Source organism: Azospirillum sp. (assembly GCF_035628975.1).
Lineage (GTDB): Bacteria > Pseudomonadota > Alphaproteobacteria > Azospirillales > Azospirillaceae > Azospirillum.
Genome location: NZ_DASPIS010000128.1, coordinates 1 through 21,032 on the forward strand (window position 1 = coordinate 1; position 21,032 = coordinate 21,032).

Annotated in this window: 19 protein-coding genes and 1 pseudogene; 10 read left to right on the top strand and 10 right to left on the bottom strand. The window is 68.1% G+C overall.

Annotation, left to right across the window (positions count from 1 at the left end):
* From VD964_RS27025 to VD964_RS27035, 3 genes and pseudogenes are all read left to right on the top strand, one after another.
* A pseudogene (locus VD964_RS27025) lies at window positions 1–262 on the top strand (ABC transporter ATP-binding protein); the annotation flags it as partial.
* Window position 263: 1 nt separating this feature from the next.
* Window positions 264–623: a DUF6867 family protein gene (locus VD964_RS27030; RefSeq protein WP_324871551.1), complete on the top strand. Its 360-nt coding sequence runs from the start codon at window positions 264–266 to the stop codon at window positions 621–623.
* A 169-nt stretch (window positions 624–792) separates the two neighbouring features.
* The gene (locus tag VD964_RS27035) at window positions 793–1,893 is read left to right on the top strand and encodes a branched-chain amino acid ABC transporter substrate-binding protein (RefSeq protein WP_310119353.1); all 1,101 of its coding nucleotides are present in this window, start codon (window positions 793–795) and stop codon (window positions 1,891–1,893) included.
* Window positions 1,894–1,975: 82 nt separating this feature from the next.
* Here the strand turns inward: VD964_RS27035 and VD964_RS27040 are convergent, their stop codons facing one another.
* Window positions 1,976–2,266: a hypothetical protein gene (locus tag VD964_RS27040; RefSeq protein ID WP_324871552.1), complete on the bottom strand. Its 291-nt coding sequence runs from the start codon at window positions 2,264–2,266 to the stop codon at window positions 1,976–1,978.
* Between the two features lie 228 nt (window positions 2,267–2,494).
* Between VD964_RS27040 and VD964_RS27045 the strand changes: the two genes are divergently transcribed.
* The gene (locus VD964_RS27045; protein ID WP_014249984.1) at window positions 2,495–2,701 is read left to right on the top strand and encodes a hypothetical protein; all 207 of its coding nucleotides are present in this window, start codon (window positions 2,495–2,497) and stop codon (window positions 2,699–2,701) included.
* Here the strand turns inward: VD964_RS27045 and VD964_RS27050 are convergent.
* Window positions 2,691–3,788, bottom strand: a complete 1,098-nt coding sequence (locus VD964_RS27050) for an MBL fold metallo-hydrolase (protein WP_324871553.1) — start codon at window positions 3,786–3,788, stop codon at window positions 2,691–2,693. The genes VD964_RS27045 and VD964_RS27050 overlap by 11 nt on opposite strands.
* Window positions 3,789–4,001: 213 nt before the next feature.
* Between VD964_RS27050 and VD964_RS27055 the strand changes: the two genes are divergently transcribed.
* Together VD964_RS27055 and VD964_RS27060 are read left to right on the top strand one after the other, a co-directional pair.
* The gene (locus tag VD964_RS27055) at window positions 4,002–5,045 is read left to right on the top strand and encodes an OmpA family protein (protein WP_324871554.1); all 1,044 of its coding nucleotides are present in this window, start codon (window positions 4,002–4,004) and stop codon (window positions 5,043–5,045) included.
* 167 nt (window positions 5,046–5,212) lie between these two features.
* Complete coding sequence (locus VD964_RS27060; RefSeq protein WP_324871555.1) at window positions 5,213–5,881, top strand: response regulator transcription factor; 669 nt, start codon at window positions 5,213–5,215, stop codon at window positions 5,879–5,881.
* Between the two features lie 15 nt (window positions 5,882–5,896).
* Here VD964_RS27060 and VD964_RS27065 read toward each other — a convergent pair whose 3' ends face one another.
* From VD964_RS27065 to VD964_RS27075, 3 genes are all read right to left on the bottom strand, one after another.
* Window positions 5,897–6,631 carry a hypothetical protein gene (locus VD964_RS27065; RefSeq protein ID WP_324871556.1) on the bottom strand — a complete coding sequence of 245 codons (735 nt, stop codon included), beginning with the start codon at window positions 6,629–6,631 and terminating at the stop codon, window positions 5,897–5,899.
* Between the two features lie 163 nt (window positions 6,632–6,794).
* Entirely contained in the window at window positions 6,795–7,448 is a 654-nt protein-coding gene (locus tag VD964_RS27070; RefSeq protein ID WP_324871557.1) for a bifunctional 4-hydroxy-2-oxoglutarate aldolase/2-dehydro-3-deoxy-phosphogluconate aldolase, read from the bottom strand.
* Window positions 7,448–8,374, bottom strand: a complete 927-nt coding sequence (locus tag VD964_RS27075; protein WP_324871558.1) for a MurR/RpiR family transcriptional regulator — start codon at window positions 8,372–8,374, stop codon at window positions 7,448–7,450. The genes VD964_RS27070 and VD964_RS27075 overlap by 1 nt, the downstream gene beginning before the upstream one ends.
* A gap of 192 nt (window positions 8,375–8,566) precedes the next feature.
* Here VD964_RS27075 and VD964_RS27080 point away from each other — a divergent pair, with 192 nt between their 5' ends.
* A complete protein-coding gene (locus tag VD964_RS27080) occupies window positions 8,567–9,409 on the top strand; it encodes a fumarylacetoacetate hydrolase family protein (RefSeq protein WP_324871559.1) in 843 nt (280 codons plus the stop codon).
* Between the two features lie 162 nt (window positions 9,410–9,571).
* Here the strand turns inward: VD964_RS27080 and VD964_RS27085 are convergent, their stop codons facing one another.
* Window positions 9,572–11,737, bottom strand: a complete 2,166-nt coding sequence (locus tag VD964_RS27085; RefSeq protein WP_324871560.1) for a methyl-accepting chemotaxis protein — start codon at window positions 11,735–11,737, stop codon at window positions 9,572–9,574.
* A gap of 511 nt (window positions 11,738–12,248) precedes the next feature.
* Complete coding sequence (gene hmpA, locus VD964_RS27090) at window positions 12,249–13,424, bottom strand: NO-inducible flavohemoprotein (RefSeq protein ID WP_324871561.1); 1,176 nt, start codon at window positions 13,422–13,424, stop codon at window positions 12,249–12,251.
* A 133-nt stretch (window positions 13,425–13,557) separates the two neighbouring features.
* Between hmpA and norR the strand changes: the two genes are divergently transcribed.
* Window positions 13,558–15,144 carry a nitric oxide reductase transcriptional regulator NorR gene (norR, locus tag VD964_RS27095; protein ID WP_324871562.1) on the top strand — a complete coding sequence of 529 codons (1,587 nt, stop codon included), beginning with the start codon at window positions 13,558–13,560 and terminating at the stop codon, window positions 15,142–15,144.
* On the top strand, window positions 15,141–15,407 hold the full coding sequence (locus tag VD964_RS27100) for a DUF1488 family protein (protein ID WP_324871563.1): 267 nt from the start codon (window positions 15,141–15,143) through the stop codon (window positions 15,405–15,407). The genes norR and VD964_RS27100 overlap by 4 nt, the downstream gene beginning before the upstream one ends.
* On the opposite strand, the gene VD964_RS27105 is transcribed toward VD964_RS27100, so the two are convergent.
* The 3 genes from VD964_RS27105 to VD964_RS27115 all read right to left on the bottom strand — a co-directional run bounded on the left by VD964_RS27105 (window position 15,404) and on the right by VD964_RS27115 (window position 19,147).
* Complete coding sequence (locus VD964_RS27105) at window positions 15,404–16,687, bottom strand: TRAP transporter large permease (RefSeq protein ID WP_324871564.1); 1,284 nt, start codon at window positions 16,685–16,687, stop codon at window positions 15,404–15,406. The two genes, VD964_RS27100 and VD964_RS27105, sit on opposite strands and share 4 nt — an antisense overlap.
* The gene (locus tag VD964_RS27110; RefSeq protein ID WP_324871565.1) at window positions 16,684–17,223 is read right to left on the bottom strand and encodes a TRAP transporter small permease; all 540 of its coding nucleotides are present in this window, start codon (window positions 17,221–17,223) and stop codon (window positions 16,684–16,686) included. The genes VD964_RS27105 and VD964_RS27110 overlap by 4 nt, the downstream gene beginning before the upstream one ends.
* Window positions 17,224–17,302: 79 nt before the next feature.
* The gene (locus VD964_RS27115) at window positions 17,303–19,147 is read right to left on the bottom strand and encodes a histidine kinase N-terminal 7TM domain-containing protein (protein ID WP_324871566.1); all 1,845 of its coding nucleotides are present in this window, start codon (window positions 19,145–19,147) and stop codon (window positions 17,303–17,305) included.
* 228 nt (window positions 19,148–19,375) lie between these two features.
* Here VD964_RS27115 and VD964_RS27120 point away from each other — a divergent pair, with 228 nt between their 5' ends.
* A complete protein-coding gene (locus tag VD964_RS27120; RefSeq protein ID WP_324871567.1) occupies window positions 19,376–20,929 on the top strand; it encodes a sigma-54 interaction domain-containing protein in 1,554 nt (517 codons plus the stop codon).
* Window positions 20,930–21,032 lie beyond the last annotated feature (103 nt).

A 21,032-nucleotide genomic window follows, 5' to 3' on the forward strand; every position in this document is an offset into this window, starting at 1 on the left:
CCAGCCGCGGCTTCTGCTGCTGGACGAGCCGTCGCTGGGTCTGGCGCCGCTGATCGTGAAGCAGATCTTCCAGGTGATCCAGGAGATCAACCGGGAACAGAAGATGACGGTGTTCATGGTGGAGCAGAACGCGTTCCACGCGCTGAAGCTGGCGCACCGGGCCTATGTGATGGTGACGGGGAAGATCACGATGACGGGGACGGGGGCGCAGCTTCTGGCCGACCCGGAGGTTCGCGCGGCTTATCTGGAAGGGGGCCACTGAGATGGAAGCGATCCTTGGCTCATCGGTTCCGGTGTTCGTGTTCCTGACGGTTCTGGTGTTCGGCGGCTGCGGCGTGCTGACCGGCCAGACGCTTGCCGAAGGGTGGAAGCCGGTGTCGAGCGTGCTGGCCTATTCGCTCCTGCTGGGGATGGGCCACCGTTTCCTGGCCTGGGGCCTGTTCGGCGAGCAGCTGCTGTCGCTGTGGGGCTTCATCGTCCACACGGTGGTGATCGGGCTGATCACGCTGACGGCGCACCGCATCGCCATCGCACGCCGCATGGTCAACCAGTATCCGTGGCTCTACGAGACTGCCGGCCCCTTCGCCTGGCGGGAGCGGACTGGCGCGGCCGCCGACAAATAAGTCATTCGGAATAGACCGTACGGCTGATTGGTGCCCGTGAAACTGTCGCACACCGCACCACTTGGGGTATGGTAATCTGGAAACCGCCGGAGGGGACCCGGCGGCAAGGCCCGCAAGGGCCGGGGGTATGTTGCAACAGGGACCATTCACAGAACAGGGAAGCACACCCATGAAATTCAAGCTGTCCCTTCTCGCCGCGATCGCGGCGACCGCGCTCTCCGCCACGGCCGCCCAGGCCGACATCGCGGTGGCGACCGCCGGTCCGATCACCGGCCAGTACGCCACCTTCGGCGAGCAGATGAAGAAGGGCATGGAGCAGGCCGTCGCGGACATCAACGCCGCCGGCGGTGTCCTGGGCCAGAAGCTGAAGCTGGAAGTCGGCGACGACGCCTGCGATCCCAAGCAGGCCGTCGCCGTCGCCAACCAGCTGGCCAAGGCTGGTGTGAAGTTCGTGGCCGGACACTTCTGCTCGGGCTCGTCGATCCCGGCCAGCCAGGTATATGCCGAAGAAGGGATGCTGCAGATCTCCCCGGCTTCGACCAACCCGAAGCTGACCGAACAGGGACTGAAGAACGTCTTCCGCGTCTGCGGCCGAGACGACCAGCAGGGCCTGATCGCCGGCAAGTATCTGCTGGACAATTACAAGGGCAAGAACGTCGCCATCCTTCACGACAAGTCGGCCTACGGCAAGGGTCTGGCCGACGAGACGCAGAAGGCGCTGAACGCCGGCGGCCAGAAGGAAACCATCTACGAAGCCTACACGGCCGGTGAGAAGGACTATTCCGCCCTGGTGTCGAAGCTGAAGCAGGCGAACGTCGACGCCGTCTACATCGGTGGCTACCACACCGAGGCCGGCCTGATCGCCCGCCAGATGAAGGACCAGGGCATGAAGGCCATCATCGTGTCGGGTGACGCGCTGGTGACCAACGAGTACTGGGCCATCACCGGTGACGCCGGCGAGAACACCATGATGACCTTCGGTCCGGATCCGCGCGAGAAGCCGGACGCCAAGGCCGTCGTGGAGAAGTTCCGCAAGGCGGGCTACGAGCCGGAAGGCTACACCCTGTACACCTACGCCGCGCTCCAGATCTGGGCCGACGCGGTGAAGCAGGCGAACTCGACCGACGCTGCCAAGGTTGCCGAAGTCATGCGCAAGGGCAACTACAACACCGTCATCGGCAAGATCGGGTTCGACCCGAAGGGCGACGTCACCAGCCCGGCCTATGTCTGGTACAAGTGGAAGAACGGCCAGTATGCCGAAGTGAAGTAAGCGAAACGCATCAGCGTTCCGTTGAAAGGGGGCCGGCACTTCTGTGTCGGCCCTTTTTTATTCGACCCGACTTGGCGCCGGGTCAGGGAATAGGTCGGGGAACATAGGCGACGGATTGGGCTACCGACTGGGCCACGGAGGGTTGCGCCGCGGTAATCGCCGGAGAGGAGAGGCCGGATGCGACCCGACGACCCGACCGCTCGTTCAGCAGTCGTTCGGAGGTCCGCATCACCTCCCGCCAGAAGGCGGCGGCACGGGTGTGGTTGGCGGCCGTGAGTTCGACAAGACGAACGCGGCTCATTCGAATCGCGGTTTCGCCCAGTTCATCAACCAGGCGGGTCGCGAAGACAAGCACGTCGAGATCGGTGTTCATGACGGCTATGAACCCACAACCGGGGCTTTTGTTCCAGCTTGAAACCGCACTGCGGCAAAGGGTCATCGGTGGTGCTCCGGACGTGCTGCACCGCAACAACGCTTATGCGGCATCCAAGAACGGTCACCGAACGGACACTCGCCACGACGGGGGTGTTTTGTGGTTCAATGGCGCCCTTCGCGGCGGCCGTGACGGCAACCGGTATGGGATGGGTTTTGGAGAACGACAATGCGCAGAAAGCGCGAGGTGATCGAGGGTCAGATTTATCGCAAGCTGTCCCCCAGCGGCGGCTATTGGGAAGTGGTTGCCATCCGCAAGGACGGAATGGGCACGCAGCATGCGCAGATGAAGCGGACCGACGACCCGAAGACACTGAAGACCCTGTCGGTGTCGACCCTGCTCGATCCCCAGCAGTTCGAGATCGTCACCGAGTAGCGGCTTCTCCGACAAGCACGCGCCGCCGATAGAGGTCGATGTCCGGCCCACCCTTCCCGCCGCCGGACACACGCTCCAGTCGCCCCTTGCGGATCAGATGGTTGAGGTGCGCCACGGCTTCGCCCACGGCGAAGACGGTCTGGTGCGGGTCGAGCGGCCGCGGGAACAGCGCCTGCGTCACCTCTGCCGCCGTGCGGGGCGATGCGCAGAGCGATTCGATCTCCGCCAGCCGTTCGGCATGATGGTGGGCCAGATCGTCGGCGCGCCGGTGCAGGCCGCGGAATGGACGGCCATGTGAGGGCAGAACCAGCGTGTCGGCCGGCAGGGTGGCCCAATCCTTCAGGCTGGCGAGATAGTCGGTGAGAGGATCGGCGTCGGGTTCGGTCGGCCAGACGCTGATGTTCGGGCTGATCCGCGGCAGAATCTGGTCGCCGGAGATCACCAGGGCCATGCCGTTGTCGTCGCCATCAGCCGGCCGGTAGAGGCTGACCGGTTCGGCCGTATGGCCGCTGCCGCCGATCACGGTCCAGAAACGATCGCCCACCGGCAGCCTGTCGCCGGCCCGCAGGCGGGTCAGCGTCGCCGGCACGCCGGGGACGCCGCGGCTATAGGCACCCTTGCGGGCGAGCACGGCGTCCAGCGTCTCCGGCGCCAAGCCGCAGCGGCGGTAGAAGCGCTCCACCGCGGCATCGGTGGCGGCATCATTGCCGGCCGACAGCGTGCGGGCGAACAGCCATTCCGTCAGCGAGCTGGCGAAGGCCGCACCGGTCCGCTCGACCAGCCAGTTGGCGGCGCCGATGTGGTCGGGATGGAAGTGGGTGGCGACCACCCGCTCCACCGGCCGGCCGCCGAGCGCGTCGCGCAGCAACCCCTCCCACAGGGCCAGCGTGTGCCGGTCACCCAGCCCGCAATCGATCAGCGTCCAGCCGTCCGCTCCACCGTCCAGCGCCCAGGCGTTGATGTGGTCAAGTTGGAAAGGCAGGGACAGCCGGATCCACAACACGCCCGGCGCCACCTCTTGCCAGCCGCCGGGATCCGGGGTGGTGCAGATGGGGTAGTCGATCGCGTCGTCCGGGGTAGGGGGCATCGGGGTGGGTGTCCAAGTCATTGTTATCACGGAAGGAAATGCCAGCAGGAGCGCTGCGGCAAATCTGCAACAGAAAAAGCGGCCGTGCGTGGGCGGGATTGGAAGCCGCGCGTGCTGATTCCATTGTCGGGGCCGGAGCCCGTTCTGTCACGCGTTTCGCCGCAGGCCGGGATGTCCCGATCCGCCAACGCCGTCAACGATGGGAACAAGAACATGACGATGCGTGGGATTTTGCTGGGCACGGCACTGGCCGTCGCCATTCCTTCCCTGGCCATTCCGACCGCCGCCTTTGCCGCGCCGGAAGGCTTCTACGTCGGCGCGGGGGCCGGCGTGAACTGGACCGAGGATGCCGACCTCAGCAGCTATCCGGCCCCGGGCCTGGGTCTGAAGGAGGAGTTCAAGATCGGCGGCATCGGCGACATTTCGGTCGGCTACGCCACCGCGATGGGCCTGCGCGCCGAACTGGAGGCCGCCTGGCGTTGGCGCAACAGCGTCGACGACACCAGCAGCGCCACTCCCGGCCTGAACGGGCTGGGCGGCAAGACGAGCTCGGTCGCCTTCATGGGCAACCTGCTGTACGATTTCAACATCGGCCTGCCGATCACGCCCTATATCGGCGCCGGTGCCGGTATCGCCGGGGTGAAGAAGACGCTGAACGGCGCCAGCGACCGCGACTGGGTCTTCGCCTATCAGGGCATCGTCGGCGCGTCCTATGCGATCAACGACAATGTGGCGCTGACGCTGGATTACCGCTACTTCGCCACCGTCGATCCGGAGTTCGAGCTGGGTCCGGTGACCTCGAAAAGCGAATACCGCAACCACACCATCCTGGCCGGCCTGCGCTATACCTTCGGCGGGCCGTCGCGCGCCACGCCGGTCGTTGCCCCGGCCCCGGCCGCCCCGCCGATGGCGGCCCAGCCGCAGAGCGAGTATCAGGTGTTCTTCGATTGGGACAAGGCGACGATCACGCCGAATTCCGCAAGCATCATCGGCGATGCCGCAGAGGCGGCCAACCGTGCCCGCGCCGTCCGCATCCAGGTGATCGGCCACACCGACACCTCGGGCTCGCCGACCTACAACCAGCGGCTTTCGATCCGCCGGGCCGAGGCGGTGCGGCAGGCGCTGATCGCGCGGGGCACGCCGGCCAACATGATCTCGATCGAAGGCGTGGGCGAGAACCAGCTGATGGTGCCTACCGGTCCGAACGTGCGCGAGCCGTCGAACCGCCGCGCCCAGATCCTCATCAAGGTCTCCTGACCGCAGGGAACCTGCACGCGGGGGAGGGGGCGGATGACCTCCTCCGCGCTTTTCTTTACGGTTCCTCCGGGCATTCCAATGACCGGACGTGCGAAGGAGGTAGCGCTGTCCGTTGCGTCAGCGTATGACGATGCTGCACGCGAGGCATCTTCGGTCCGAGACGTTACATGCAGGTTCTGATCGCCGACGATCATTCCATCGTCCGCAGCGGCTTGACCCATCTGGTGGGTGAACTGGACGAACAGGCCACCGTGGTGGCCGCGACCAGCTTCAGCCAGTTGAACGCCATCCTCGACGCGTCGATGCTCGAGGGCGGCATTGCATTCGACCTGATCGTGATGGATTTGCGCATGCCCGGCCTGGGCGGACTGGATGAGGTCGAGGCGCTGGTGAAGCGTGTGGCGCCGGTCCCCGTCGCCGTCTTCTCCATGATCGAATCACCGGACGAGATGCGCGCGGTGCTGTCGCGCGGCGTGCGCGCCTTCATCCCGAAATCGACCGACGACGTGCTGGTGGTCAACATCCTGCGGCTGGTGATGGCGGGCGGCTCCTATGTGCCGCCGGTTCTGGGCATGCCGGGAGCGCCCCCGGCGGTCGGGGGGGTGCCTGCACGGGGCAGCGCGCCCAGCGTGTTCGACGGTCTGACCCGCCGGCAGCTGGAGGTGCTGGATCTGCTGGCCCAGGGCCTGTCGAACCAGGAGATCGGCGAAAGGCTGGGCCTGAACCTGTCCACCGTGAAGACCCACGTCACCGGAGTGCTGAAGGCGCTCGGCGTCGGCAGCCGCACCCAGGCGGTCCTGCTGGTCAAGGAATCGGGGCGCGACCGGTTGGTTTGAGGCCGGGCGACGCTCCTAAAGCAGCGCGTTCAGCAGCGAACCGCGCCCGCCGTAGCTGCCGCCGGATCCGCCCAGCATCATCGAGGCGGGGTTGATGGAGGCGCTGCCGGCGCCCAGGATCGCGGCCAGCCCCTGCAGCTTGGTGTTGTTGCCGAAGGGGTTGTCGCCCTTGGCCGGCTGCTTGGCGATGGTGTCGTAGTCCTTGCTGTAATTGCCCATGCGCAGTTGGACGCCGTAGCTCTTGGCATCCTTGACCGGCACGTCCTTCTCTCGGGCGATGCGCAGCGTGTAGTCGCCCTTGTCCAGCGTGAGTTGGCCGGACTTCAGCTTCTGGAAGGCGTCAAAGGTGGCGCCGGCATCCTTGTTGCTGTCGGCGATGACCTTGCCGCCGCGGTCCATCAACTGGAGCCGCACCCCGGCATCCCCCACCGTCCCCAGCGTCGGAGCGCCGGAACTGGTGACGGTGAATTTGTAGAAGTCGGCGGGATCGTTGGAAGCCAGGGAGCTGAAGACGTTCAGCCTGCTCGTGTCCTTCACCAGCGTGCCGATGTTGGTCGCGAAGGGCGCGGCGTTCAGCGCCGACTTGTTGACGGTCTGCTCGTACTCCTGGACCTTGCCGGTCGCACCGCCGCCGGTCGCGCCGCCATTGCCGGCTGCCTGCTGCTGCACGCGCTTGACCGCGGCATCGATCGACTGCTGCAGGCTCTGGGCCATGCCGCCGACATCGGCGTAGCTGGACAGGCTGACCATGGCGTGCTCTCCCTCGTTCCGCATCCCCTGAAGGGATGTCGACCGGGGCTTTGCAGGATGCAGGCCAGCCACAAGCTATTGATAAAACAGGGAATTAGAACGCGCCGATCCTGCCGCCCGGCAGCTTTGCCCCCGCGGGGCGGCAGGATTTTCCCAGCGGGTATCAGGCGCCCTTGGCAGCCCGATAGGCTTCCATCAGCTGGCGGCCGGCAGCCATGATGGCCTCGCGGTCGCCCTTCTTGACCAGACCCTCGTCGACCAGCTTGCCGCCGGCCCCCACGCAGGCCACGCCGGCCGCGACATAGGAGGCCACGGTGGTGGCGTCGATGCCGCCGGTGGGGACGAAGCGGATGCCGGGGAAGACCGACTTCAGCGCCTTGATGTGCGCCGGGCCGACGGTGGAGGCCGGGAAGATCTTGATGGCGTCGGCACCGGCGGAGATGGCGGCATGCACCTCGGTCGGGGTCAGGGCGCCCATCAGGCAGGCCACGCCATGGTCGCGGCAGGCGGCGGCCACCTTCGGCACCACGCAGGGCGACACGACATACTTGGCGCCGGCCTTTACCACGTCGGCGACGGCCGCCGGGGTCAGCACGGTTCCGGCGCCGATCAGGGCGCCGCCCTCCGCCGACAGCTCCTCGATCAGGCCGACGGCGCCGGGGGTGGTCATGGTGATCTCGAAGGTGCCGTAGCCGGCCTCGCGCAGCCAGCTGACGGCGGTGCGCGCCAGATCGGCGGAGCTGTTGCGGATGACCGGCACGACGCCGTAGGCGGCGAGCTGGTCCAGGATCTCGGAAGCGGTCGGGGTGGTGGACATCAGGATTCCTCGGGATTCTTCTGAGGGGACGGGGAAAGCGAAGGAGCGGCGGAGGCCGGACGGTCGGGCACGCGGTGGTGTCCGGCCAGCACGGCCTTGATGCGGGCAAGGCGGCGGTCGAGCCCGGGGGGAGCCTGCAGGCCGACGGCGACGGTCAGGGCGTCGATCAGGGCCAGTTGGGCCAAACGGGAGGCCATCGGGGTGTGGACCGCGGTATCCTCGTCCACGTCGACGGTCAGGCGGATGTCGGCTCGTTCGGCAAGCGGCGTGGCCGATGCGGTGATGGCGATCACCGTCGCGCCGCCGTCGCGCGCGATGGCGGCGACGTCGAAGATCTCGTCGCTGGTGCCGGTCTTGGAGATTGCCAGCAGCGCATCGCCGGGGCCGAGCGTCGCCGCGGCCATCGCCTGGAGATGGGCGTCGGTGCTGGCGGTCACCTGCGGCAGAAGGCGGAACAGCTTGTGGTGGGCGTCGAGCGCCACGGTGCCGGACGCGCCGACGCCGACGATCTGCACCCGCTGCGCACAGGCCAGCACGCCGGCTGCACGCTCCAGCGCCGCGGTGTCGAGGCGGCTGCGCAGCCGGACCAGCGCGTCGATGGAGCGGTTCAGCACCTTTTCCGTCGCACTGGCGACGCTGTCGCCGGGGGAGAGGTCGCGCACCAGCGGGGTCGGACGGTCGCCGGCCTCTTCCCGCGCGGCGGATGCCGCCAGATGCTGGGCGAGTGCGATCTTGAATTCATGGAAGCCGCCGAAGCCGGCGGTGCGGCAGAAGCGCAGGACGGACGGTTCGCTGACCCCGGCCTTGCCCGCAAGCTGGGCCAGACTGGCACGCACGGCGGCATGGGGGGCGGCCAGCACGGTACGCGCCACCGCAGCTTCCGCCCGGCGGAGCCTGTCGAGTGAGGATGCGATCGTGTCCAGCATGCGGGAGTCCACCAGGGGAGGTGCGGCTGCCGTTCCGGCTGCCTGCGAACCTGATGTAGTTTTACTACAGCGCGGCGGCTTTGTCGACCGATCTGTGAAGTAATGCTACATTTCGTTCGTTCACCCCCTTTACTTTCCGCCCCCACCGGGCAGGATCGGCGGGCGCCAAACTCCTAACAGGGACGAGTTTTCATGAAACTGCTGCGCTACGGCCCGCCGGGCCAGGAAAAGCCGGGATTGCTCGACGCCGAAGGTCGCATCCGCGACCTGTCCGCCCATGTGGACGACATCGCCGGTGCGGCGCTGCTGCCGGACGGGCTGGATCGCCTGCGGGCGATCGACCCGGCGACGCTGCCGCTGGTGGAGGGCAATCCGCGCCTCGGCCCCTGCGTCGGTCGCGTCGGCAAGATGGTCTGCATCGGCCTGAATTTCTCCGACCACGCGGCGGAGACGGGGATGGCGGTGCCGCCGGAGCCGATCATCTTCATGAAGGCCACCAGCGCCATCGTCGGTCCGAACGATCCGATCGAACTGCCGCGCGGGTCGGAGAAGACCGACTGGGAAGTCGAACTGGCCTTCGTGATCGGCAAGACCGCCAAATACGTCACGGAAGACGAGGCGATGGACCATGTCGCCGGTTATTGCATCGTCAACGACGTGTCCGAACGCGCCTTCCAGATCGAAAAGCAGGGGCAGTGGACCAAGGGCAAGAGCTGCGACAGCTTCGGCCCGACCGGTCCCTGGCTGGTGACGCGTGACGAGGTCGAGGACCCGCAGAAGCTGAAGATGTGGCTGGAGGTCAACGGCCACCGCTATCAGGACGGCAGCAGCGCCACCATGGTCTATGGCGTGCGCTATCTGGTGTCCTACCTGTCGCGATTCATGAGCCTGCAGCCGGGCGACATCATCTCCACCGGCACCCCGCCGGGCGTCGGCATGGGACAGAAGCCGCAGGTCTTCCTGAAGGCCGGCGACGTGGTGGAACTGGGCATCGAAGGCCTCGGCACCCAGCGCCAGACGGTCGTCCAGGGCTGATTTGGACGATCCCCCTCTCCCCCCCGGGGAGAGGGACGGGGTGAGGGGGATGCATTTCAGGATTTTTGCGAAAGTCCTGCCGCGCGTCCCCCTCACCCTAACCCTCTCCCCGGGGGGAGAGGGGATTTTCCCACAAGGGGAAAGGGGCTTTACCAGATGCTGTTACGCCGACCGCACCTGGCGCAGGAAGCGGTCGATCTGCTGCTGAAGGTGGCTGGTCTGGGTCGAGACCTCCTGGGCCACCGACAGGACCTCCTGCGCCGACTGGCCGGTCTGTCCGGCGGCGGTACGAACCTCACCGATGTTCTGCGAGGCCTGGGCGGTGCCGCCCGCCGCCTGCTGGACATTGCGGGCGATTTCCGAGGTGGCCGCACCCTGCTGTTCCACCGCCGCGGCGATGCTGGCGGCGATGTCGTTCAGCCGGCCGATGGTCAGGCCGATGCTGCGGATGGCGTTCACCGCCTCGCCGGTAGCCTGCTGCATGGCGCCGATCTGGCCCGCGATCTGGTCGGTGGCCTTGGCCGTCTGGCTGGCCAGTTGCTTGACCTCCTGCGCCACCACGGCGAAGCCCTTGCCGGCCTCACCGGCGCGGGCGGCCTCGATCGTCGCGTTCAGCGCCAGCAGGTTGGTCTGGCCGGCAATGTCGGAGATCAGGTCCAGGACGGCGCCGATCCGGCTGGCCGCCTCGTTCAGTTCGCGCATCGTGCCGTCGGTGCGCTCCGCCTCGTTGGCGGCCTTGGCGGCGATGGTCGCCGATTCGGTCACCTGCCGGGCGATCTCGCTGATCGACTGCGACAGTTCATGGGCGGCGGACGCCGCCCCGTCGACGTTGACCGACGCGGTCTCCGCCGCCTCGGCGGCGCTGCCGGCCTGGCGGGATGTGTCGTCGGCGGTCGCCACCATGCCGGCGGCGGTCTGGTGCATCTGGGTCGCGGCGGCGGACACCGTCTCCACCACCACCTTCACGCCGTTCTCGAACTGATCGGCCAGCGACAGCATGGCGTCGCGGCGTTCGCCTGCGGCCCGCTGGCGTTCGGCCTCCGCGGCGGCGCGGGTCGTTTCCACCTCGCGCGCGGTGTCGCGGAAGACGAGCAGCGCCGCCCCCATCTCCGCGATTTCGTCATGGCCGTGCAGCGCGATCTCCGCATCCAGGTCGCCCGCGGCGATGCGGCCCATCCCGGCCTTCAGCGACAGCATCCGGCGGATGACGACGCGGCCGATATAGAGCCAGACGACCAGGATCGACACCAGGATGCTGGCGGCGGCCACTGCGACCTGGGTCAGTCGGCTGTTGTCCAGCATGCGGGTGGTGTCGCCGCTGGCCTCCGCGATGCCCTGCTTCTGGGCGTCGACCAGCGTGGCGATCCCCTTGGACAGGGTGCCGGCCAGCGCGTGGTTGCTCTCCAGCAGCTGGGCGAAATAGCCCTCGATCGCCAGCTCCTTCTGGCGCAGGGTGACCATCGACTCCTCGCCGACGGAATATCCGGTCAGAAGCTCCGCCTGCTTGGTGGCGACTTCGGCCAGACGCTCCGGCAGAGCCTGCGCGGCGTTCGCGAGACCGGCCAGCGACACGCCGACGCGCGTCTCGATGATCGCAAGCCGCTGGTCGTCACGGGTGCTCGCCGCTTCCATCAGCATGTTGCGGACGTTGGCCGCTTCGGCGGTGACCGTGGCCAGCGGCTTCTTCTGGGCCATGACCCGGTTCAGGGTGGTCGCGGCCTCGCGCAGGATGGCGGGCTCGGCTTCGGGATCGGCCAGGGTCGAGCGCGCCTGCTCCTCCTCGTTGTTCAGGACGGAGGTCCAGGGTGCGGTGAATTTCTGGATTTCCGCTTCCGCAGCCATCACCTTGGGCAGCATCGCCTCCCGCGCTGCCGCAAGCGCGACCCGATCCGCCGCCGCCTGATCGAGCTGCACGAGGTTGCCGAGCAGCCCCTTCGAAGAGTCTTCGATGGCGGTCAGCTGGGCACCGGCGGAACCGGTGGCCCGCAGCCGGTCGAGGCGCGCGTTGAACTCCCCCTTCGCTGCGGCGATGCGGGCGGACACCGCCTCGCGCGTGGCGGCCTTGTCGGCGGAGGTCAGTTCCGGCGCCAGCGCGACCAGCCGTTCGGCCTGCTGCGCCACGCCCATGCCTTCGGTCATCGCCGGCACCGCTTCGCCAACGATGGCGTCGATGGTGGTGCGCACGTTGGCGTAGCCGATCAGCGCCACGGCTGCGGCCACCAGCGTGCCGGACAGCACGACGCCGATGGCGATCATCAGCTTCCCACGCAGGCCGGAATACCAGGCATTGCCCTTTGCGGGCTTGTTCCGGTGACTATCGTTCGACATCCCGTCCTCCCCCCTGGCGCTCGCGCGCAGGCACATTCAGGTCTCTTCTGCGGTCGGCCGTTCCGGCTCTCGCCGCATTGGTCGTTGCGTCCGTCCCCTTCGCCGGACTGTTGGTGGCGATGTCACAGGAAGGGAACACTTGTAAATAATTTGAAAGTTACGTGACTAGGAAAGCGCCAAATTCGCTAACAAATAAATAAGGAGAATCCACGATCTTTCCGTCTACCGGGATGAAAGTTGCTGCGGTGCGATGGCGGTTCGTCGTGGTCATAGAACTATTTCAGCGAATAGGCGCGCCGATCGCTCGTATATGCCGCTTTGAATGGCGCATGGCTGTCGGATAGTCGCGCCTTCGTGGTGATATAACAGTTTTACTCACAACCGCCGGGCGTAGGCGTGACATCCGCGAGGCGGAGACAAGGACGGGCCGGCCCAAGATGGAAGGGCCGGCCCGCCAGAGTGGAGGCCCAGAGTGGAGTCAATGATCGGGTGCCGCCGGTCAGGCTGGAGCTTAGGCGAGAGCTTCCCGGGGACCGAAGAACTCGTGGACGATCGCCGACTCCGGAAGGCCCAGTGCGGTCAGCGCCTTCACAACCGCCGCCATGAAGGGCTTCGGGCCGACGACATAGGCGGCAACCCCTGCATCCTTCGGCAGCAGGCCGCCCAAGCGGTCCTGGTCGAGCAGGCCGATCATGTGCGGCCGGTCGCCCGGCTGCGGATCGGCATAGCAATAGACCAGCTTTAGGGTGTCGTGCAGTTCGGCCAGACGGTCGATCTGCTCGCGGAAGGCATGGACCGAGCCGTTGAGCGCCGCATGCACGTAGATCACCTTGCGGCCGGCTGCTAGTGCCTGTTCGGCCAGCGGCAGCGCAGGCGTCTGACCCACTCCGCCGGTGATCAGCAGCAGCGGGCCGGTCCCCTCGCGCAGCACGAATTCGCCGGCCGGCGGGTATACGTCGATTTCGTCGCCGACCTGCGCGCGGTCATGCAGGAAGCCCGAGACCACCCCCTGCGGCTCCCGCTTTACCGAAATGCGGTAATCGCGGCCGTTGGGCGAGGCCGACAGGCTGTAGTTGCGGTGGACGGTCTCGCCATCGACGGTCAGCCGCAGGCCGAGATACTGGCCGGGCTGGAAATCCATCACCCGCCCGCCATCCACCGGCGCCAGCCGGAAGGAGGTGATGACGGCGCTCTCCGGCGTCTTCTCCACGATCCGGAAGCGGCGCGCACCGCGCCAGCCGCCGGTCAGCGCCGCCTTGCGGGCATATTCCTTCTCCTCCGCCGCAATCAGCAGGTCGGCGAGTTGCCAGTAGGCCGCGCCCCAGGCATCGGCGACCTCCGCCGTCACTGCATCGCCCAGGACCTTGCCGATGGCTTCCATCAGGCAGGTGCCGACGATCTTGTACTGGTCGGGGGTGATGTTCAGCGAGACGTGCTTCTGCACGATGCCTTCGACCGCCGGACCCAGAACCTCGAGCCGGTCGATGTTGGAGGCATAGGCGATGATGGCGTTGGCCAGTGCCTCCGGCTGGGCGCTGCTGCGCTGGTGGCTCTGGTTGAAGACGGCGCGCACTTCGGGGAAGCGCTCGAACATCAGGGGATAGAAGGTGCCGGTGATCCGGTTGGCGTTGGCGGCGACCACGGGAGCGGTGGCCTTGATGACGGCGATCTGGGCAGGCGTCAGCATGGAGGGAGCAATCCTTTTGCGCGTCACGATGTCGCAACTGGTTGGCAATCCCTGTGCCAAAGCGACGCAGGGCGGGATCCCGTGCGGTGCGGGAGCAGTGTTGTCAATGCGACCACATCAGCTATGATGTCGGATGGACAACCGCGTGGTCATTCCGACAACATTTCTCGCGCTGGATGAGGCCGGTGCGCTGCTGCGCATGTTGGACGACCCTGCGCGGCTGTGGCCGCTGCTGCTGGATCTGATGGCGCGGCACCTGCCCTGCGACGCCTGTGCGCTGTTGCGTCGTGACAGTCGGTCGAACGATGCATTGCTGGTCCCGCTCGCCACGCGCGGGCTCAGCCCGGACACGCTCGGCCGGCGCTTCGCGCTGGACGATCATCCCCGATTGCGGGCGATCGCCGAGACGGAGGGCGGGCCGTTGCGGTTCCCTCCCGACTGCGAACTTCCCGATCCCTATGACGGGCTGATCCCCGACCTGAAGCAGCGGCTGCATGTTCATGACTGCGTCGGAGCGCCGCTGAGCGTGGACGGCCGCCCGTGGGGCATGCTGACCCTGGATGCGCTGAACGAGGGGCGCTTCGACGGCTGGGAGGAGGCGATCGCCGCCTGGGCGCGGCTGGCCGCCGACCTCGCCATGGCAGTGGAGCGGCGCGCGGCGCTCACGGATGGCGGAAGCCCGGGGATCAGGGAGATCGACGACCCGCCGGCGGACCTCGAATCCGGCACGGTCGGCACCAGCCCGGCGATGACGGCCCTGCTGACGGAGATCGACACGGTCGCCGCGAGCGACCTCGTCGTCCTGGTGCTGGGGGAGACCGGGGTGGGCAAGGAACTGGTGGCCCGCCGTCTGCACGCCCGCTCCACCCGCGCGGCCGGCCCGCTGGTTCATGTGAATTGTGCGGCGCTGCCGGACGCGCTGGTGGAAAGCGAGTTGTTCGGCCATGTGCGCGGCGCCTTTTCCGGTGCGGTGACCGACCGGCGCGGCAAGTTCGAACTGGCCGACGGCGGCACCCTGTTCCTCGACGAGGTCGGCGAGCTGCCGCTTGCGGCCCAGGCGAAGATGCTGCGGGCGCTGCAGAACGGCGAGATCCAACGCGTCGGCTCCGACCGCCACATCACCGTGAACTTGCGGGTGATCGCCGCCACCAACCGCGATCTGGCGGCTGAAGTGCGGGAGGGCCGCTTCCGCGCCGACGTCTATCACCGGCTCAGCGTCTATCCGCTGCGGGTGCCGCCGCTGCGCGACCGCGGTACCGACATCCTGCGGCTGGCCGGCCTGTTCCTGGAGCGCAACCGGGCGCGGCTGGGCCTGCGCAACCTGCGCCTGTCTGGGGCGGCGGAGCGGCGCATGTTGTCCTACCCCTGGCCGGGGAACGTGCGGGAACTGGAACATGCCATCGGCCGCGGTGCCATCCGCGCCCGCGCCGCCCGCCCGCCGGATGGCGGCGTGCTGACCCTGACCCCGGCCGATCTCGGACTGGAAGAGGTGGGGGAGGGGATTGCTGCGCCGACGGCGGCAATGCAGCGGCCTCATCCGGTGGAGGTGTCGGAACTGCCCGAACTGCCCTTGCGCGACGCTGTGGAGGATCTGGAGCGCAGAATGATCCTTGGGCATCTGGCCCGCCATGGCGGCAACTGGGCGCAGGCGGCGCGGTCGCTCGGGCTTGATCGCAGCAACCTGTTCCGGCTCGCCAAGCGGCTGGGTCTGCGCGAATGACCGCGGAGGGGCTGTCCTGGCGGGATGACATCGACGCGCTGGTCTTCCGGCCGGCGGGGCATGGCGGCTGGTGCGCCGTCCACCGGCTGGCCTTCCGCGCCCTGCTCGGCCTGCGGGAGCCCGCACCGGAGGATTGCCTCGCCCATGCCGCCGCCCATCGCACGGCATTCGAGGCAGCGGCGGCCGACAAGATCGCCCGGCGCGGCTACGACGCCGCGGCCAGCCTGCATCTGACCAGCCGCGACATCGCCCGCGCTCTTTAGAACCCCATCTGCCGCGGCATCCACAGCGCCAGATCGGGCCAGACGATCACCGCGACCACCACCAGCAGCAGGGTGACGAGCGGCCACAGCACCCAGCGCAGCGTGCTTTCCATCGTGCAGCCCGTCATCCGGCAGGCGACCATCAGGTTGACCGCCATCGGCGGGGTGAACTGGCCGACGGCGATCATCAGGGTCAGGATCACGCCGAACCAGGTCAGGTCCCAGTTGTAGGCCTGGGCGATGGGGATCAGCAGCGGCAGCAGGATGATGAAGATCGAGATGCCGTCCAGGAAGGTGCCGATGACGGTCAGCATCACCACCAGCAGCGCCAGCACCCCATATTCGCCAAGGCCGGAATGGATGATGGCGTCGGCGATGGGGTCGATCACCGACAGGGTGCTGAGCGCCCAGCCGAACACGCTGGCCAGCGCGATCACCGTCAGGATGATGGCGGAAATCTCCGCCGCATCGACCAGCATGGAATAGAGGTCGCGGAAGCGGATGGTGCGGTAGACCACCATGCCCAGCAGCAGGCCGTAGGCGACCGCGATCACCGCCGCCTCGGTCGGGGTGAAGATGCCGAAGCGCAGGCCGCCCAGGATGATGACCTTGGCGAACAGGCCGAGCGCCGCGTCCCACAGGCTGCGCCAGAAGGGCGGGCGCGGCTCGTGCGACAGCTTGGACCCCAGATTGTACTTCCGCGCCAGCCAATAGACCGGAACGATCAGGGCAAGGCCGGCCAGCGTGCCGGGGATGATGCCGGCGGCGAACATCGAGGTGGTCGGGGCGGCGGGCACCAGCACGCTGTAGATGATCAGCGCCACCGACGGCGGGATCAGGATGTCGGTGGCAGCGGCGGCCGCGATGACGCTGGCGATGTAGGGGCGGGGATAGCCGGCGCGGATCATGCTGGGCGCCATCACGCCGCAGACCGCGGCGGCGATGGCAGGACCCGAACCGGAAATGCCGCCCATCATCATCGCCACCACCACGGCGATGACCGCCAGCGCCCCCTTGCCCTGGCCGACGATGGCGGTGGCGAAGCGCACCAGCTTCTGCGCCACGCCCGACCGGTCGAAGATGGTGCCGGCCAGCACGAACATCGGGATGGTCAGCAGCGGGTACTTGGCGATGCCGGTATAGACGCTGGTCGGCACCGAAATGACGCCGAGATGGGCGAAGGCGATGGCGGCGGTGCCGGCCAGCCCCAGGGCGGCGGCGATCGGCACGCCCAGGACCATCATGACCAGGAAGGAACCGAAAAGCAGGGTGGTGATCACGGTTCCCCCTCCGGGATATGGCCGGTTTCCAGCGGCTCGGTGCCCTTGTGGATGCGGATCATGCGGCCCACCGTGCGGGCCAGCACCACCAGCGACAGCACCGGCAGCCAAATCGTGTAGATCCACTGCGGCAGACCCAGCGCCGGCGAGGTCACCTCGAACCGGTAGTCGTCCCAGGTCGTCCAGGCGCCGTAGACCACCAGCAGCCCGTACATCAGGGCCACGCAGGTCATGGCGAACTGCTCCGCCCGCCGGCGGTTGACGGGCGACATCTTGTCGGTGACGAAGGTGATGCGGATGTGGCGGTCCTTCACCACCGCGGCGGAGGCGCCGAGGAAGGTCAGGATCACCATCAGGGCGATCGAATATTCCTCGGTGAAGGCGAAAGACACATCGGTCAGGTAGCGCACCACGACGTTGGCGAAGGTGATCAGCGCCACCACCGCCATGGTGACGGCGACCAGCACCTCTTCGATGCCCAATGGGACGCGGGGTTTCGGCACCGGCCGGACGACGGTGGGGTCGTGATCGCTCATATTGCCAGGGTCCAGATGGAGGGAGCGGGATTATTCCCTTCACCGGGCAATCAATGCAAGAAACGATCTCCCCAGCGGATTACTCCGCCGGCATGCCCGCCATCCCTTCCTCGCAGAGCGCCTCCTGGCGGAGCGGGATGCGCAGGGTGAAGACGCTGCCCTCGCCCAGCCGGCTTTCCACCGTCACCGTTCCGCCATGCAGCGCGGCGATGCGGCGGACCATGTTCAGCCCGACGCCGCTTCCCGCCGCCGTCCCGGTGTTGGTGGCGCGGAAGAAACGGTCGAACACCCGCTCCACCTCCTCCGCCGGAATGCCGATGCCCTGGTCCGCCACGGACAGCGCCAGTTCCGACTGCCCGCCCGGTCTCTCCTCCCGCCATGCCCGCAGCCGCACCGGTGTGCCGGCGGCGGAGTATTTCAGCGCATTGTTCAGCAGGTTGTGGACGCACAGCTCCAGCATCGGACCGTCGCCGGTCATGCCCGCCGGGCACTCCTTCAGGTCGAGCTCGATCCGCCGGCCGGGGGCGGCATCGCCCTGGGCCGCCGCCGCAGCGCGCAGCAGGGCCGGAAGGTCGAGCGGATCGCGGCGCAGGGCGAAGGCCGGGTCGCTCAGCCGGTCGTCGGCCAGACAGGTCTCCAGGATGTTGACCTGCCGGCGCACCGCACGGCGGATCTTTTCCAGCCGCGGCAGCATGCCGGGAGCCTTCACCTCCGCATCCAGCTGCAGGATCTGGGCGGCGCCGTCGATGATGGCGAGCGGCGTCTTGAACTCGTGCGCGGTCATCGACAGGAAGCCGTTCAGCGCCCGCTTGGCCTCCTGTTCCGCGACCAGCCGTTCCTCCGCCTCCAGCCGGGCGAGGTCCAGGCGGCGGACGGTGTCCTCCAGCCGCATCTCCGCCCGGCGGCGGTGGGTGACGTCGCGCAGCATCAGCAGGCAGCCGACCTCGCGCGGTCCCGCCCGTCCCCCGCCGCGGTTGCCGGAGGTCAGCGGCACCCGCGTCGCCTCGAAGCTGCGCAGGCCGCCGTCGCACTCCAGCGTCAGCGCAACCGGCAGCGCGGCGGAGGTGACGAACGACAGGACAGACAGGCCGGGAAGCTCGGCTAGCCGGCGGCCGAGCGGCTGGCGGTCGCGCACCAGCGCCCGGGCGGCGGGGTTCGCCTCCACCACCGTACCGTCGGCGTCCAGGACCAGCACCGGATCCGGCACCGCGTCCAGCAGGGCGTCGCGGGCGACCGGCAGCAGGTCGAACAGGCGCCGCCGGGTGATCAGCCAATAAAAGACAGCTCCCATCAGAAGGAAGCTGAACGGGGTCGGGTCCAGGTCGAACAGGGTCAGGTTGCCGGTGACGTAGCCGACATTCGCCACCCATGGCACCGCCATCGCCACCAGGAATCCCAGGTAATGGGTGCGGTAGGCCGGCGTCGCCCGGTGGACGCCGTTGGCGGTGACGACGATGCTCATCACCATGAAGGCGTAGAGATAGATGGTGACGACGAAGAACAGCAGCCCGTGGCCGTAGACCAGCGCCGCTCCCGGCGCATCGCTGACGGGGTGGACCGTGGTGTACATCAGCCGGTGGTTGTCGTTGGTCAGCGCCGCCGCCCAGGTCGCCGTCCCCACCACCGCCGGCACCAGCCGCCAACGCGCCGGCAGCTCCTCCCGCGTGTAGGACCACAGGAACAGCGCCCAGAAGCTCGGCGCGCCGACGATGCCGAGCCAGGCCATCTCCGCCCAGAACAACTTGTCCGCCGGTGCCGGGACGATGGTCTCGATGGCGGCGGCTGTCGCCCACCAGGAGGCCGACAGCTGCATCGCCACGAAATTGAACCGGCCGGGGAAGGGCGGCAGGACCCAGCTGCGCCACGCCGTCCACAGGGTCGCCAGCACCGCGGTCAGGAGAAGGACGGCAGGCAGGCTCAGCATGGCGGGACGGGCGGCAGGGGCAAGACGGCTCCGGTGGACAGGTGCGGCCCGCCCGGAACGATCCGGGCCATCGGCGCGGCCGCAGCATGGACCGGCCCGCCGCGACTCCGCAAGGGGGTGCGGCACCAAGGTCGGAGAAGGCCGGCAGCCCGTTCCGCCATTGCGGATTCCGTGCGCGGTCCCGATAACACGGGGGATGGGACGGACGGGCACAGGGGAGCGGCCGGGGTGACGCACGGAACGGACAGCGACCGGTTTTCAGGCGATGGGCCGGACGCCCGTCCCTTCGACGGCGATGCCTTCGAAGGCGGGGCGGCCCTGCTGCACCGCCGCGCCATCCCGTCGCTGTTCGAGGCGCTGGAAACCCAGTCCGAAGGCACGGTGGCGGTCGACCGCGACGCCCGCGTGGTGTGGATCAACGCCAAATATGCCCGCATGCTGGGAATCGCCGACCCCGCCGAGGCGATCGGCCGCGAGGTGGAGGAGATCATTCCCCATTCGCAGATGCGGCAGGTCCTGGCGACCGGCCAGCCGATCCTGCTCGACCTGATGCTGTTCGGCACCCAGCGGCTGGTGGTGACGCGTTTCCCGCTGACCGACGACGACGGCGCGGTGATCGGCGCCGTCGGCTTCGTCCTCTATGACAGCCTGCACCGGCTGAAACCCCTGCTGGCCGAACTGTCGCGGCTGGAGGCGGAACTGGCGGCGACCAAGCGCCGGCTCGACGAGGGGCGGCAGCCGCGCTACACGCTGCAGAGCTTTGTCGGCGACAGTCCGGTGTGCCTGGAGGTCAAGCGCAAGGCCCGTCTCGCCGCCCGCACCGATGCGCCGATCCTGCTGCTGGGCGAGACCGGCACCGGCAAGGAACTGATCGCCCAGGCCATCCATGGCCTGTCGGCCCGCAGCGGCCGGTCCTTCGTCGGCGTCAATGTGGCGGCGATCCCGGAAACGCTGCTGGAGGCGGAGTTCTTCGGCGCGGTGCCCGGCGCCTATACCGGGCTCGACCGCCGCGGGCGGGAAGGGCGCTTCAAGACCGCCAACGGCGGCACCCTGTTCCTGGACGAGATCGGCGACATGCCGCTCGGCCTCCAGGCCAAGCTGCTGCGGGCATTGCAGGAGCAGGAGATCGAACCGCTCGGCTCCGACCGGCCGGTGAAGGTCGATGTGCGGGTGATCGCGGCGACGAACGTCGATCTGGAGCGGCGGATCCGCGACGGCCGCTTCCGCTCCGACCTCTATTACCGGCTGAACGTGCTGCCGATCCGCCTGCCGGCACTGGCGGAGATGGGTGGCGGGCTGGAAGCCATCGCCGAATCCATCCTGCAGGAGATCGCCGCCCGCACCGGGCTCCCCTTGCGCGGCCTGACCCCGGAAGCGGTGGAGGCGCTGGGCCGCCACCGCTGGCCCGGCAATGTGCGCGAACTGCGCAACGTTCTGGAGCGGGCCTGCCTGCTGACCGACAACCGCCGCCTGACCGCCGCCGACCTCGCGGAGGCGCTGCCGGATTTGGGTGACGTTGGTCCGGCGGAGTCGGTGAGTCCGGCACCGGTCCAGGGGCTGGCCCCTGCGGAACCGCAGCCCCTGCCGGGCTATGACGAGGCATTCGACGAGTTCGAACGTGGGCTGCTGGGCCGTGCGCTCGCGGCCAGTGGCGGCCGGGCGACGGAGGCGGCGCGGGCGCTCGGCATTTCCCGCGCCGCCTTTTACAAGAAGCTCGCCCGTCTGGGCATAAGGGGAGAAGGCAAAATCCCCCTCTCCCCCCCGGGGAGAGGGTCGGGGTGAGCGACTGTCTGGCCTGTCAAGCTTCCACAGCGAGTCCGGCCCGAACTTCGCGGGCTTTGGCATTGAGCCTGACGAGGAGCTTTCTGGCGAGAGCGACGCGGAT

Coding starts and splice junctions, on each gene's coding strand:
- VD964_RS27085 (WP_324871560.1), bottom strand. CDS start 11,737: ATGTCGAACGATAGTCACCGGAACAAGCCCGCAAAGGGCAATGCCTGG.
- VD964_RS27070 (WP_324871557.1), bottom strand. CDS start 7,448: ATGTCCACCACCCCGACCGCTTCCGAGATCCTGGACCAGCTCGCCGCC.
- hmpA (WP_324871561.1), bottom strand. CDS start 13,424: ATGCTGACGCCTGCCCAGATCGCCGTCATCAAGGCCACCGCTCCCGTG.
- norR (WP_324871562.1), top strand. CDS start 13,558: ATGGACAACCGCGTGGTCATTCCGACAACATTTCTCGCGCTGGATGAG.
- VD964_RS27055 (WP_324871554.1), top strand. CDS start 4,002: ATGACGATGCGTGGGATTTTGCTGGGCACGGCACTGGCCGTCGCCATT.
- VD964_RS27045 (WP_014249984.1), top strand. CDS start 2,495: ATGCGCAGAAAGCGCGAGGTGATCGAGGGTCAGATTTATCGCAAGCTG.
- VD964_RS27075 (WP_324871558.1), bottom strand. CDS start 8,374: ATGCTGGACACGATCGCATCCTCACTCGACAGGCTCCGCCGGGCGGAA.
- VD964_RS27110 (WP_324871565.1), bottom strand. CDS start 17,223: ATGAGCGATCACGACCCCACCGTCGTCCGGCCGGTGCCGAAACCCCGC.
- VD964_RS27040 (WP_324871552.1), bottom strand. CDS start 2,266: ATGAACACCGATCTCGACGTGCTTGTCTTCGCGACCCGCCTGGTTGAT.
- VD964_RS27115 (WP_324871566.1), bottom strand. CDS start 19,147: ATGCTGAGCCTGCCTGCCGTCCTTCTCCTGACCGCGGTGCTGGCGACC.
- VD964_RS27100 (WP_324871563.1), top strand. CDS start 15,141: ATGACCGCGGAGGGGCTGTCCTGGCGGGATGACATCGACGCGCTGGTC.
- VD964_RS27050 (WP_324871553.1), bottom strand. CDS start 3,788: ATGCCCCCTACCCCGGACGACGCGATCGACTACCCCATCTGCACCACC.
- VD964_RS27060 (WP_324871555.1), top strand. CDS start 5,213: ATGCAGGTTCTGATCGCCGACGATCATTCCATCGTCCGCAGCGGCTTG.
- VD964_RS27030 (WP_324871551.1), top strand. CDS start 264: ATGGAAGCGATCCTTGGCTCATCGGTTCCGGTGTTCGTGTTCCTGACG.
- VD964_RS27080 (WP_324871559.1), top strand. CDS start 8,567: ATGAAACTGCTGCGCTACGGCCCGCCGGGCCAGGAAAAGCCGGGATTG.
- VD964_RS27065 (WP_324871556.1), bottom strand. CDS start 6,631: ATGGTCAGCCTGTCCAGCTACGCCGATGTCGGCGGCATGGCCCAGAGC.
- VD964_RS27035 (WP_310119353.1), top strand. CDS start 793: ATGAAATTCAAGCTGTCCCTTCTCGCCGCGATCGCGGCGACCGCGCTC.